General features: G+C 59.0%; 12 protein-coding genes. 9 read left to right on the forward strand and 3 right to left on the reverse strand.

Translation table 11 applies throughout. The annotated features are described in order from the left end of the window. The first annotated feature begins 103 nt into the window (after window positions 1–103). From CO664_RS25990 to CO664_RS26030, 9 genes are all read left to right on the forward strand, one after another. Window positions 104–1282: a cytochrome P450 gene (locus CO664_RS25990; protein ID WP_176536678.1), complete on the forward strand. Its 1179-nt coding sequence runs from the start codon at window positions 104–106 to the stop codon at window positions 1280–1282. Window positions 1283–1315: 33 nt separating this feature from the next. Next, window positions 1316–1564, forward strand: coding sequence for a ferredoxin (locus tag CO664_RS25995; RefSeq protein ID WP_097527649.1), 249 nt, complete (start codon window positions 1316–1318; stop codon window positions 1562–1564). Window positions 1565–1773: 209 nt separating this feature from the next. After that, the gene (locus tag CO664_RS26000; RefSeq protein ID WP_097527648.1) at window positions 1774–2304 is read left to right on the forward strand and encodes a nuclear transport factor 2 family protein; all 531 of its coding nucleotides are present in this window, start codon (window positions 1774–1776) and stop codon (window positions 2302–2304) included. A 116-nt stretch (window positions 2305–2420) separates the two neighbouring features. Beyond that, on the forward strand, window positions 2421–4037 hold the full coding sequence (locus CO664_RS26005) for an SDR family oxidoreductase (RefSeq protein ID WP_097527647.1): 1617 nt from the start codon (window positions 2421–2423) through the stop codon (window positions 4035–4037). Between the two features lie 165 nt (window positions 4038–4202). Further along, on the forward strand, window positions 4203–5246 hold the full coding sequence (locus CO664_RS26010; protein ID WP_097527646.1) for an LLM class flavin-dependent oxidoreductase: 1044 nt from the start codon (window positions 4203–4205) through the stop codon (window positions 5244–5246). Window positions 5247–5543: 297 nt separating this feature from the next. Continuing rightward, the gene (gene nodD2, locus CO664_RS26015; RefSeq protein WP_097527645.1) at window positions 5544–6500 is read left to right on the forward strand and encodes a transcriptional regulator NodD2; all 957 of its coding nucleotides are present in this window, start codon (window positions 5544–5546) and stop codon (window positions 6498–6500) included. Window positions 6501–6897: 397 nt separating this feature from the next. Continuing rightward, window positions 6898–7212 carry a co-chaperone GroES gene (gene groES, locus CO664_RS26020; protein ID WP_097527644.1) on the forward strand — a complete coding sequence of 105 codons (315 nt, stop codon included), beginning with the start codon at window positions 6898–6900 and terminating at the stop codon, window positions 7210–7212. Between the two features lie 38 nt (window positions 7213–7250). Continuing rightward, entirely contained in the window at window positions 7251–8879 is a 1629-nt protein-coding gene (gene groL / locus CO664_RS26025) for a chaperonin GroEL (RefSeq protein WP_097527643.1), read from the forward strand. 289 nt (window positions 8880–9168) lie between these two features. Then, on the forward strand, window positions 9169–9876 hold the full coding sequence (locus CO664_RS26030) for a class I SAM-dependent methyltransferase (protein WP_097527642.1): 708 nt from the start codon (window positions 9169–9171) through the stop codon (window positions 9874–9876). Window positions 9877–10521: 645 nt separating this feature from the next. On the opposite strand, the gene CO664_RS31370 is transcribed toward CO664_RS26030, so the two are convergent. From CO664_RS31370 to CO664_RS26050, 3 genes are all read right to left on the reverse strand, one after another. Further along, entirely contained in the window at window positions 10522–10713 is a 192-nt protein-coding gene (locus tag CO664_RS31370; protein WP_097527641.1) for a hypothetical protein, read from the reverse strand. A 436-nt stretch (window positions 10714–11149) separates the two neighbouring features. Continuing rightward, window positions 11150–11332, reverse strand: coding sequence for a DUF3606 domain-containing protein (locus CO664_RS26045; RefSeq protein ID WP_037377580.1), 183 nt, complete (start codon window positions 11330–11332; stop codon window positions 11150–11152). 1288 nt (window positions 11333–12620) lie between these two features. After that, window positions 12621–13646, reverse strand: coding sequence for an IS110 family transposase (locus CO664_RS26050; RefSeq protein WP_097527640.1), 1026 nt, complete (start codon window positions 13644–13646; stop codon window positions 12621–12623). Window positions 13647–13743 lie beyond the last annotated feature (97 nt).

Genomic DNA, 13743 nt, shown 5'->3' on the forward strand with positions numbered 1-13743 from the left:
CAACATCGATGATCGCGGGGCGATACATCGAGCGCAGGAGTGCATGACCTTGAGGAGAAACCACGTGACCCGCAAGCCGGTTCCAGACCATGTCCCGCCCGAAATGGTGAGGGACTTCAGCCTGTTCACGTCGCCTGGCATGCAACGCATGCCCAACGGGGATCCTCACGCAGCTGTCGCTTGCGTCCATGACGGGCCGCCGATCTTTTATTCTTCCAACAACACTCGAGATGGCCGGGGAACCTGGGTCATCACTCGCGCCAGTGACCAACGTCGAGTGCTGCAGGACACCACGACATTTTCCAGCCACCGCAGCATCTTTGCCTCCGCGCTCGGCGAAAACTGGCCGATGATACCGCTGGAACTCGACCCACCGGCGCATGGCGTCTTTCGCTCGCTGCTCAACCCGCTGTTTTCGCCCAAGCGGGTCATGGTTCTGGAGCCGGTCATCCGTGAGCGCGCGATTACGCTGATCGATAGTGTCTTGGCGGCGAGCACAAGCTGCGACGTTATGAAGGATTTCGCGTTCCCCTTTGCTGTCAGTATCTTCCTTGGCTTTCTTGGTCTGTCGGATGAGGAGCTGGATACGTTTGTCGGCTGGGGAAGGGATCTGCTTCACGGAGAGAATGTCAAACGAACGGCGGCGGCCCTGGCGATCGTGGGGTTTATCGACGAACTTGCAGCCATGCGCCGCAAGGAACCGGCCGACGATTTCATGAGCTTCGTAGTCGGGGCACAGGTCAATGGTCGCCAGCTGACCGACGAGGAGGTCCGTGGCATCGGGGTCCTTCTGTTCGTCGCAGGACTCGACACGGTAGCAACGGCAATAGGTTTTGACCTCGCCCATCTCGCCCGCAATCTTAAAGACCAGCAATTGCTGCGCAGCGAACCGCATCGGATCGGGCTCGCCTCCGAAGAATTGCTGCGCGCCTATTCGACCGTACAGATGATCCGCGTGGCAACGAAAGACATCGATTTCGATGGCGCGCCGATCCGCAAGGGCGACTACATTTCCTGCGCCACGATGATTTCCAATCGTGATCCGGAAGAATTCGAATGTCCCAATACGATCGATCTTGCACGGGAAGACAACCGCCACACCGCCTTTGCCCATGGTCCCCATCGTTGTCTTGGCTCACATCTTGCCCGCCGGGAGATCGTGATCGGCCTGGAGGAGTGGCTGTCGCGCATTCCTGACTTCCGTATCAAGGAAGGTACAGCACCCATCACCTATGGCGGTCATGTGTTCGGAATCGACAATCTGGTTCTGGACTGGTCCTGACCATAGGCGCGATCAAAGACATGGAGGTAGCGCATGCGCATCATCGTCCACAAGGACAAGTGCCAGGGGCATGCTCGATGCTGGGCGCAGGCGCCGGAGGTCTTCGAACTGGATGACGAAGGCTACATCCTACCTGGAGACATCGAGGTGGCGGAGAGGGACGAACTCCTCGCCTCACGAGGCGCTCGATCCTGCCCTGAGCGTGCGCTGGAAATCGATGCCACAGCCGATGCCTTGCTTGCCCGACTATTGTTCAATCAAGCCTGTGGAGGGTTTAAATAGAAGGCAGCCGTGGAGGCCGATTGCCTCTGGCCCAGAACCGCATCGGGCCGCCGCGAAACCTACGGCACTGAGCTGTTTCAGTCGACGCGCAAGCGGGCAGGCGGGTTTGGGCGCCATGCGGCTGCTGACCGCCGAATAAACCGTGAAATTGCGCCTGCATAGCCGGATGGGCCAAAACACCTCTTCCAACAAGACTTGCGATAAAGGCCATGGACCACAAGAATATTGTCGAATTATACGACCGCGAAGCGATCCGCGACTGTCTGTATCGGTACTGCCGCGGGATAGACCGGGCGGACGAGGCGGCGCTGCGCAGCTGCTACTGGCCCGATGCGCATGACAATCACGGGGCGTATGCCGGCTCGGCCGAGGGTTTCATTGAATTCGCGCTTGGTGTCTTCAAGACCGAACCGCGCAACATCCATCAGATCACGAACATTCTAATCGAGTTTATCAGGCCGACTGAAGCCGCCGTCGAAAGTTACTTCACCGCGCTCCAACGTGGGCCCGACGGCGGCAGGACAATACGTCAGGTTCTCCTATGTGGTCGCTATTGCGACCTTTTTCAGAAGAGGGAAGGTGAGTGGCGAATTGCCGAGCGTACGGTGGTCTACGATTGGCTCGAGGAGCAGACACCGCAGGCGGCGTCAGAGATTGAGCGGTTCGGTCTCAGGCAGCCGATCGGAACATCGCATCCGGATGACCCGGTCTATTCGCTCGGGAAGCGCAAAGCGCAATGAAGTCAGGGCGAATAGCGCCGCGTCTGGCTGGTGTGGCCTCTTCGTCTCCGGGCCGTGCTGCTGAACTGCGATGATCTGAGCCCCATACCGTTCGAGCTGAGCAGGAGACTTGATCCATGAGCCAAGCAGAACGCGTCATCATCATTACAGGTGCTGCAGGCGGAATTGGCCGTGCTCTGGTCGATGTCTTTGCCGCAAACGGCGACACTGTCGTTGCCGTGGACCTTCCGGGAAGCGGCGTACTCGAATTGGTCCGCGACCTCGGTCCCGCGCATCTCGGGCTAGAGGCCGATATCTCGCGAGAGGAGGATATCCTCGCTCTTCATGAACAGATCGAAGCACAGTTTCCCCAAATCGGCGTCCTAGTCAACAACGCCTCTGTGGGGCCTACCCTGGATCCTATCGTTAACACGACTATCGATGCCTTTCGTAGCGCGTTGGCCGTAAATCTGATCGGCCCATACGTCATGGCGCGTGAAGCGGCGCGGCGGATGCAGCGCGGCGGTGTCATCGTCAATGTGGCGTTGCTGGCCGGCTTGCTGGGCAATCCCAGGCGTAACGCCTACGCCGCCTCGAAGGCAGGCCTGATCTCGATCACGAGAAGTTTGGCATGCGAGTTGGCGCCGCGCGAAATCCGCGTGACGGCAGTAGCGCCGGGCTATGTGCGCACGCCGATGGTCGAGCAACTGGAACGCGTCGGCGAGACGGATCTCGCGGCTATTCGCCGACGCGTGCCGATGGGGCGCATGGCGCGTCCCGACGAGATCGCCTGGGTTGTGCGTTTTCTGGCTAGCCCACAGGCGGCCTGCATCAACGGGTCGGTTCTGACGGTTGATGGTGGTTGGATGTCTTTCAACCAGCCGGGCGACGCGCACCCGCCGGTGTATGGGACACCAGAAGCCGAACGCTCCCGTCCGGCCGAGTACAGCGGCGAGCGAATCGTGCTTGTCACGGGCGGAGCGAACGGCATAGGCGCGGCCGTCGTTCGCCGCTTTGCCGCAAACGGCGATACCGTCGTAATTGCCGATAGAGAAGGCGCTGCGGCGGCAAAGCTTGCGGGCTTTCTAGGTGGCAAGCACATGGCGAAATCCGTGGACATTGCCGTCGAGAGCGACGTGGTGGCGCTGTTCGAGGAGTTGCGAGCGCGCTTCGGCAGGCTAGATCTCCTCGTTAACGCTACCGCTGGGGCCGAGCTTTCTGTTGCGGGGAGCCAAAAAACAACAGTACAGGTCCAGCGTGTCCTGGATGTCAATCTCACCGGCGTCTTCACCTGCGCGCGTGAGGCGATCAAGATGATGCGCCCCGGAAGCGTGATCCTCAACGTTGGATCGATGGTTGACTTTCTGCCCCTCGCACAGCGTCACGCCTATGAAGCCTCCATGTCGGGGACAGAGATCCTGACACGGTGTCTGGCGGCAGAACTTGGGCCAGTCGGTATTAGGACGGCAAGCATCGCTCCTGGTTACATACGCCCTTCTGGCGGCTCCGGGTTGGCAAAGGTCGGCAGCGTCGCCCCGGAAGCGGCCAGCCGGCGCATCCCGATCAGGACGGGAGAACCGGAAGACGTCGCTGAAGCAGCGTTCTTCCTGGCTTCGCCTGAGGCCTCATATGTCAACGGGTCGACCCTATGCGTGGACGGCGGCTGCACGTCCTTAGGTGATGCTGGATTCGAAAGTGGACTCGACCAGGAATACCCGGTGGCGGCCGCCAAATGGTTGCCGATTATGCCGTAGTCGACGAGCGGCGGCTCATTGCAACAATTGGCTTTCGTGGGGCACGGCCGTCGAATGGCGAGTGAATCGCCAACCGTCGAATACCGCAAACGTCCCCCTGCGGCCATGAAGTCGCGAAGCTGTCGATCAGCCGAATCGAGAACCTCCCATCACCGAAGGATTGCTATGGAATTCGCGACATTTCTCCTTGCCGCCCAGCGCGGCTATCATCAATCGCCCGACACGGTCATCCGCAACTCGATCGAACAGGCAGTGCTTTCGGAGCAGGCTGGCTTCAACACGGCATGGTTTGCCGAGCACCACTTCAATAATTACAGTCTTGTTCCCTCTCCCTTGATGATAGTGGCGCATTGTGCCGGCCTGACGAGCACGCTTCGTCTCGGTACCGGAGTCTGCGTACTGCCGCTCTATCAGCCGCAGCGACTGCTTGCCGAGATCGGGTTCGCCGACATCGTGTCGGATGGTCGCCTCGAGCTTGGCGTCGGCTCCGGGTACCAGCAGTTCGAGTTCGAGCGCTTCGGTGTCGATATCGATGAGGCGGCTACCGTCTTTTCCGAGTACCTGGCTATCCTTCTGAAGGGGCTCAACCAGAAGGTTTTCGAACACGACGGCCATTATCAGAAGATACCTCCGACGGCGGTTTCGCTGCGGACCATCCAAAAGCCGACTCCGCCGATCTGGATCGCGGCCGGATCGGCGCGCAGTATGAGGCGGGCCTATCGTGAGGGCCACAATCTGTTCGTCACGGCATTTCACAACGGGTTGGACGCCTTGCGAACGCTGCGTGATAGCATCGAGGAGGCAGCGACCTGCGAGAGGAAAAATGTCACGAAAGCCAAGATATCACTGCTGCGCTGCTGCTATGCCAGTGACCACGAGGCGGAGATCAACAGCTATCTCGACAACGCCCGCTTTCAGCGCCGGCTATCTGAAGCGTTGCAACAGCGCCGCCAGCAGAGCCAGGACGGTTATCTACTTGAGGAAGTCCCGACGAAACAGGACCTCTCGTTCGAGAGCATGCGCGAGAACCTGCCGATCGGTAATGTGAATCGGGTGATCGATCGCCTGCTTGAAGAAATTAGTGTGCTGAAACCCACTCAGATTGCCGTTCAGACGCAATTGGGCGATTTCGACCACAAGACGATGCTGAGGCAAATTGAACTTTGGGGAGACAAGATCATCCCTGCGATCAACGCGGTCACGCCCTAACGGCTCGGCCGAGACTCCATGCGGCCCAGCTCAACGTAAGTGGTGATAAAGGGCGTAGCAGGCATAATTCAAAAGCAACTTCCAGCGAATGTTCTGTCTGTCTCCCCTGTGGACTTGGACGGCTTTGTCGTGCGCGCGGCTAGACGGCAGCGAAGGCGACCGAAGGGTTATCCGACCAGCTCGGGTTACCCTGCATGAATGTGGCGGCGGCTGCCTTGATTTCGAACAATTTGTATTACTAATAAAGAATGCTGGCAATTTGGGATGGCAACCATCCACGTTATGGATAGATGAAGCATGCGGTTCAAGGGCCTTGATCTAAATCTCCTCGTCGCGCTCGATGCTTTGATGACCGAGCGCAACCTCACGGCGGCGGCGCGCCGCATCAATCTCAGTCAGCCGGCGATGAGCGCGGCCGTTGCCCGGCTGCGCAGCTATTTTCGTGATGAGCTGTTTGCAATGGCGGGGCGCGAATTTATCCCGACGCCGCGTGCGGAAGGGCTCGCCCCCGCGGTGCGCGAGGCTCTGCTGCAGATCCAGCACTCCATTGTTTCCTGGGAGCCGTTTAAACCGGCCCACTCAGATCGCCGCTTTAAAATCGTGCTCTCCGATTACGTCACGCTCGTGCTTTTCGAAAAGGTGGTGGAGCGTGCGGCGCGGGAAGCTCCCGGCGTCAGCTTCGATTGTCTGCCGGTTGCGGACGACTTCGAGGAGCTACTGCGGCGAGGCGAAATCGATTTTCTGATCATGCCGGAAGCGTTCATGTCGCAGCATCCTCACTCAGCACTGTTCGAGGATAAATTTGTGTGCGTCGGTTGCCGCTCCAACAAGCAGCTGTCGGAGCCGCTCACATTCGAGAGGTACATGTCTATGGGCCACGTTGCGGTGAAGTTCGGAAATACGCGGTTGCCCTCGTTCGAGGAACGGTATTTGCTCGAGCATGGTTTCAAGAAACGTGTCGAGGTCGCAGTGCAGGGTTTCAGCATGATCCCGCCCATGCTGTTGGGCACTGAGCGGATAGGAACCATGCCCTTACGGTTGGCGCAGCTTTTCGCAAAAACAATACCCCTGCAGATCGTCGAGGTTCCGCTGCCACTTCCCCCGTTTATCGAAGCAATCCAATGGCCCGCCCCACACGATAGTGATCCGGCAAGTCGTTGGCTGCGTGAGATGCTCGTAGAGGAGGCGTCGCGTATGGTCTCGCCGCGTGCCCAGGAACCTCTGGATCCGTGCTTTAGTCGCGTCATTCGCTAAATCCGCCGCGCGATGAGGCGCTGCTCCCGACAACTGCGCCTCCTCATCGCCCGCCTTCCATGAAGACGGTGTTGCCGCCGCCTCTTTTGAAATCCTCGACATTGTTTCCTCGACGCAAGGCGGCCTTCTGCCCAAGTGCCGGGCGAGCCAACTGGTAGGTTAAGCCGCTTCTCAATCGACCAGGGCTCGTATGGCCTCTCGATGTCCGTGTGAGCCAAGCTCCATCGGTTGGCTGCGTCACTTTAGCACTCTCGACCAAAGAGTGCTAAAAACTCTTGAATTCAGTTTTCAACTGAACCAGAATCAACCGCTGCCAGTAGCCGGAGCGGCCTTGCCCGTCCGCAGTGCATTCGTCCGGCGAAGAGCATCGTCGATTGATTTTATCCAGGAGGAAGGCATGAAGTTCCAACCGCTTCACGATCGCATTCTTGTCCGCCGCGTCTCGTCCGAAGAGAAAACCAAAGCCGGCATCATCATCCCCGATACAGCCAAGGAGAAACCACAGGAAGGCGAGGTGATCGCCGTCGGCCCGGGTGCTCGCAATGAGCAAGGTCAACTCGTCGCGTTGGACGTCAAGGTCGGAGATCGCGTGCTCTTCGGCAAATGGTCGGGCACGGAGATCAAGATCGACGGCGAGGACCTGCTGATCCTCAAGGAAGCCGACGTGCTCGGCATCATCGAAGATTTGGGCGCGGATAAAAAGGCCGCCTGAGAGCTGCCACTGACCAGAATTCAGCGAAGGAGTGAACCATGGGTGCAAAAGACGTAAAATTCCATTCCGATGCCCGAGATCGCATGTTGCGCGGCGTCGATACGCTTGCCAACGCAGTAAAGGTGACGCTGGGGCCAAAAGGCCGCAATGTCGTCATCGACAAATCGTTCGGCGCCCCGCGCATCACCAAGGATGGCGTTACCGTGGCGAAGGAGATCGAGCTTGAGGACAAGTTCGAGAACATGGGTGCGCAGATGCTGCGCGAGGTGGCCTCGAAAACGAGTGACATCGCCGGCGACGGCACCACGACCGCGACGGTGCTCGCGCAGGCGATCGTCAGGGAGGGCGCAAAGGCCGTTGCTTCCGGCATGAACCCGATGGACTTGAAACGAGGCATCGACCTCGCCGTCGACACGCTCGTTGCCGAGCTGAAAGCCAAAGCGCGGGAAGTTTCGAAGAATGAGGAAATCGCCCAGGTCGGCACCATCTCGGCAAACGGTGATGCGGGCATCGGCCGTTACCTCGCCGAAGCAATGGAGAAGGTCGGCAATGACGGCGTGATCACCGTCGAGGAAGCCAAGACCGCGGAGACGGAACTTGAGGTGGTCGAGGGAATGCAGTTCGACCGGGGTTACATCTCACCCTATTTCATAACCAACCAGGATAAGATGCGGGTAGAGTTCGAGGAACCCTACATCTTGATCCACGAAAAGAAGCTCTCCAACCTGCAGGCGATGCTGCCTGTTCTCGAAGCTGCCGTACAATCGGGCAAGCCGCTCCTCATCATCGCCGAGGATGTCGAAGGCGAGGCGCTTGCCACCCTCGTCGTCAACAAGCTGCGCGGCGGACTGAAGGTCGCGGCCGTCAAGGCCCCTGGCTTCGGCGACCGGCGCAAGGTCATGCTCGAGGATATTGCAATCCTCACGGCAGGCACCGTGATCTCCGAAGACCTTGGGATCAAGCTGGAGAACGTCACGCTCGACATGCTCGGCCGCGCCAAGAAGGTCTCGATCGAGAAGGAGAACACCACGATCATCGACGGCGCCGGCACCAAAGCCGACATCGACGGCCGCGTCGCGCAGATCAAGGCGCAAATTGAAGAGACGACGTCCGACTATGATCGCGAGAAGTTGCAGGAGCGCCTCGCCAAGCTCGCCGGTGGCGTCGCGGTCATCCGCGTCGGCGGCTCGACGGAAGTCGAAGTAAAGGAACGCAAGGACCGCGTTGACGATGCGCTGCATGCAACCCGAGCGGCGGTCGAGGAAGGCATCCTGCCGGGTGGCGGCGTGGCGCTTCTGCGTGCAGTCAAGGCTCTCGATGGCGTGCAGACCGTCAATGACGACCAGAGGGTCGGCGTCGAGATCGTTCGCCGCGCCATCGAAGCTCCGGCGCGCCAGATCGCGGAAAACGCTGGTGCGGAAGGCTCGATCATCGTCGGCAAGCTGCGCGAGAAGGCGGAATTCTCCCATGGCTGGAATGCCCAGACGGGGGAATTCGGCGATCTCTTCTCGATGGGCGTGATCGATCCTGCCAAGGTCGTCCGCACCGCGCTGCAGGATGCGGCCTCGATTGCCGGCCTGCTCGTCACCACCGAAGCGATGATCGCCGAGAAGCCGAAGAAGGAAGCTCCGCCGGCAATGCCGCCCGGCGGTGGAATGGACTTCTAGTCCCGCCTGCAGCCGCGTTCCGCATCTTCGGCTAGCCGAGAGCTTCAAATAAGGTTGTTCGGCCCCGCCGGGGTCGTTGGTATTTCCAGCGACACTCGACGGGGCTGAATAAAGCCGCTGCACTTGTCGCGCGGGGGCAACATTCAACGCCGGCTTGTCTGTGGAAGTCGACGTGCCGCAAACATTCGGCTGCATGACCCGCATATTTTGCCTCAAGGCCTGAGCCCCGTGAGCATAAAACAGTTGAGCGGCCGGCATCTCTAGCGCGTCCCCATCTCGGAGGGAACATTTGAGCGAACTCGACGAAATCAGGGCAACACTCAGGTCTAGCCAACAGAGAACTTTTCCGCGGCAGATACGGGAGTTCGGGCTGGATCTGATCGTGCGAGAAGGCGTTTTTCCTCCCGAAGATTTCCAAAGTTGGCGTTGGTTTAGCGAGAACTTCCCTCCATTCGCTCGAAAGCGGATCTTGGAAATCGGCTGCGGTTTCGGTCTACCAGGTCTCCTCTTGGCAAAGACCGGAGCGCTGTCGTTGCTAGCCTGCGATATCAATCAGCTGGCTGTCGCGAACACCTTGGAGAATGCCGCAAGAAACGGGATTGAAAATGTCGACGTCATCGAAAGTGACATCTTCAGTAATATTCCTCCTGGAAGGAAGTTCGACATTATTTTTTGGAACTACCCCTGGAATTTCGTTCCAGCACAATTCGAATTTGTCGATGACATTGAGCGTGGAGCATTTGATCCCGGCTACGGCCAGCTCGAGAGATTTCTGTCGGAGGCTCAAGCATTTCTTGCAGAAGGAGGCAAAATCCTTTTAGGATTCGGCATCAATGCCCGCGATGACCTTCTTGAGCGAATAGTGGCTGCGAATGATCTCAGATCGGTGATTGTGAAGTGGGGGCCGGGCCCCAACATCGACTTAGCTTACAGGCTGTTCTCAATTCGCAGGAGCGCGACAGCATATGGTTTCCGGCCCTCACGTGGACTGCACTAGCCACATTTCGCCCATCGCCTCGGAATTACGGTGACGCAAAGATCCGGATCCATGACGCGACGCTCAATAAAAGGACCGATCTCTGTCTACAATCGGATATTGACTCCAGCGGCGCTTCTGCGAAGTTGCGGTTTGCGCAAGTGACCTACCGCTTCCGCTACCGCTTTTTAGGTTCAGGTTAAAGCTTACCTGCCGCCGGACAACGGCATCACCGAGCACGAGCTGCTGCAGAAACGCATCACGCGCATCGACGGCCGGTAGGCCAGGGGAAGCCCTCGGCGACGACGGGCGGGCCTGGAGACGACGGCAGAAATGGCGGAGGCGGCGGAGCGCGCCCCGCACCCGTGAGAAGTCCAACGCTTGAGGATCACGGCTCCACCGCACCTCCGTTTGCAGCCATCAAGGGGCAGGCACCAGCATATGCGGAGAAGCGTGGACTTATCAGCCTTGACGAGACGGCGAGGGCGGAAATTACGCCGATTGCAGAGAAAATCGCCGCGTGATGTCCGGTCGGGCACCTTCTCAAATCGTATATTTTTGAGTGGGTGATTTTCCCAGAGGCCGCCATCGAGCGGCCTTTTCTCTTTGGGGCGCTGCCGAACCGCGGACGTTTAAATTCGCGAGGTCGCCGGGACTGCCCCAACCCTAATATCTCCACCTCGGAGAGCGCTTCGCATTGTAAAGCAATTCAGAAGCCGTGGCGAAATCGCCAAAGATGAGGGTTAGCCGCCGTTCTTCCTCCTGGCACAAGCGTTGCCGGCGGCAAAAATCGTGAATATTCCACACCTTAGTAACAGCATGCGTGGAAAGTTTATCGGCTTCGACGCGTACAACCATCCTTGCTCCTCCCAAAGCGATGGCGCCACACTATTATACTAAGGTATAATGAAGCAAGAATAAACGTAAGTATTACTTAGTGCCGTAAGTATTACTTATTGCCTGACGCCCACCCTCCCGTGGCGACGGGCGATCGTGCGGCCGCTCTCCTGCATGGCGGGATAGAGCGGCCGCTTGTTGCTTAGACGATCAACTGCACGATATGAGCGAACGGCGTCATAGCCCATTTTCCGCTGTGATCCTTCGCCGTTCCGTAGATATTAAGTCCCGGCCGACCGTGAACTCTGCATGCATGGTGATCTCGTTAAGGTCGAGAGCATGGCCCTGAGTTCGGTCACATGGTTGCCTGATTTGTTCGCTGATTAGATCCGCGAGCGCCTGATTGAGGACCATGGCCATTTGAAGCCCTAAGTTTCCTTCGCATCATACACGAACGTTAGCCCTTCAGTCTGTTGGCCGCCTTGTCCGCAGCGTCCCGATCGCCGCCATGCTGTTTGATGATCCGTCGCGCATCCGCGGCATTGATGCCGTGCTTTTTCGCGAAGTATGCAACTTCGTATTCTTGGGTGCCTGAGACCAGGCGGCGATCTGCGGCGGTTTTCGTTTTGTCGTCTGCCATCAGAGGTCCTCCTTCGTTGATCGGAGGACAGCGCAGAGGGGAATCGTAGGTTCCCAAGCCTGTATCGGCCGAGTTCCCCCGCGCACGGATGCGCATCGCTAATCCTGGCGGGTTAGAGAAGCATCTTCTGTTCCCACGCTGTATCGATTCCGTTCGTACCTATTTCAGCTATTCATGATGCATCGTAGGCCTCATGCTGAATGACATTCGCAGCGAAGGGGCGGAGGAATACCGACGCCTCTACCGAACCGCCCGCTGGCGCGGGTTGCGTGAGCAACAGCTTGCCTGCCGACCTCTTTGTCAGTGGTGCTTGGAGCTCGAGATTGTCGAGCCGGCCACTGAAGTTCATCACCTTGTTGCACGCATCGCGGCGACCTCGTTCCGTTCTGGTCAGGGCCTTTTCTCAGCACCTGCGGTGTGACGAGTTGGCGCAGGCACGCGGCCAGGAGCTCTACGAAGTTCTGAACACCTCGCAGGGCGCCCAATGGAGCCGCTCGGCATCGTCATCTCGAGCCTGGCGAGCGCATCTACCTTGGCCTCGATCTGTCGGGCGTGAATGACCTTTGCGCGTTGGTCGGCGTCTCCGCGGAGTTTGGGGGCGATCGAGTTGGCGCCTGGCATTGGAAGCCGCAAGAGTGGCTGCTGCATGACCATTTGCGTGTTTCAGTAAGTCCCGGACACCGATTTCAGTAAGTCGCGGACGGCAATTCCGCTCGTCTGGTTAGGCGCAGAAGCGGACGACGAGGGCAAGGTAGAAAGCGGCGTGTACAGTGGCACCGTACAACCGTGTGTGCAGTCTTAGTGCAGTTGACATAGCGCACCACATGACCCATATAAGGAGCATAGTTTTCGAGGTGGGAACGGCTTCCCCACGCGCCACACCTTGTGTGGTTAGTAGTCGAAAGACCAAGAGATGCGGACTTTAGCACCCGCCGAAAACGAATCAAAAGCCTCGCGAAAGCGGGGCCTTCTCTTTTTGGGCTGGGTCTGTCAAGCAAAGGACATCCTCTCCGCGCCTACAAGGCGCGGCGTCGGCCGTTGTCTTGATTTTTGGCGAACAACGGTTTTGGCACGCCGGAAGATGATGGGTGCCCGTCAGGAGTCTGGCTTCTCTGCGAAGTCGGCGCGCAACTGCTTCATGATCGGGTCGGATGGAGGGGCATCTCAATCTTTTTTCCGAAACTGTCAGCCTGAGCTGACGTCCAGCCCCGCCTCGAGATTGCCCGCCCACTCGTCCCTGAACGGGACCTCTATCCGCGCGGCGACGCGGAACCCTTAACTCGCGCTCTCAGGCGGCCTTGGCCTCCCAGCGATAGGGTGTGTTGTCGACCCACATCCGATGCAGGATGATTGCCAGGCGTCGAGCCACCGCCACGGTAGCCTTCGCCATACCCCGCCGACGAGCGACGGAGAGGCCCCACGCCTTCAACGGCGAGCTCCGCTTCGAGATTCGCAGCAGGATCCCAGCGGCTTCGACCAGCGCCCATCGTATACCGGCATCACCGCACTTCGAAATGCCCCGGTCCCGATCGATCTCACCAGATTGATAGCGCGAGGGCGTCAATCCGAAGTGAGCCGGGACGGAGCGTGATCGGCCGAAACGCGCTGGCTCGTCGACTCCGGCCCGGAAGCTCAGGGCGACCAGCGGGCCGACGCCGGGCGCCGTCATCAGCAGCTTGCAGGTGTCGTCACTCTCGGCCAGCCGTTCCATCGCCTTTTGCAGGTGCTGAAACTGCTTTCTCAGCACGCGGCGGACTTCCAGGAGAGGGTCGATCACCAAGCGCAGATTCGGGGATTGTTCGAGCAACTCGATGATGCGCCGCTCGAACTGCAGCCGGGTCACGGCGCCAACCTTGAGGCCAAAGTTGCGCAGCAGGCCGCGCAGGTTGTTCTCCGCATCGAGGATCTTGGTCTGAACGAATTTGCGCGCGGTGAGCAGCATCCGGATCTCTTGGCTCCTGACGGTTTTGACGTGCACAGGCTTGAAAAGCCCGACGCGCATCATCTGCGCGATCCCGCGGGCATCGTTGCGATCGGTCTTGTTGATCTGCGCCGAGAGCGCGGCCTTCATGTGCCGCGTCTCGACGCAGATCACCGGATAGCCTGCGGCAGCCAAGCCGCTGTAGAGCCACTGCGACAGCGGTCCGGCCTCCAGGCCGACCCGCTTATACGGTCCGCCGATCGCATGAAGCAGGGCGCCAATCGCATCCGGCTCGCTTTCAACCTTGCTCTCCCGGATGAGCTTACCGCTCGCCTCCATCACGCAGACGCTGGTGGTGCGAATAGACACATCAAGACCGACAAACAATTCCATGGCAGACCTCCTAATCGGTTTGACCTTGCCCCCAAGTTTTATCCAGTTTTGAGTTCGCTCCTGCGGTTTTGGGTTGCTGTATTTGGGGCGGTAGCGG

Source organism: Sinorhizobium sp. NG07B (genome assembly GCF_002532005.1).
In the GTDB taxonomy this organism is placed as follows: domain Bacteria; phylum Pseudomonadota; class Alphaproteobacteria; order Rhizobiales; family Rhizobiaceae; genus Sinorhizobium; species Sinorhizobium fredii_C.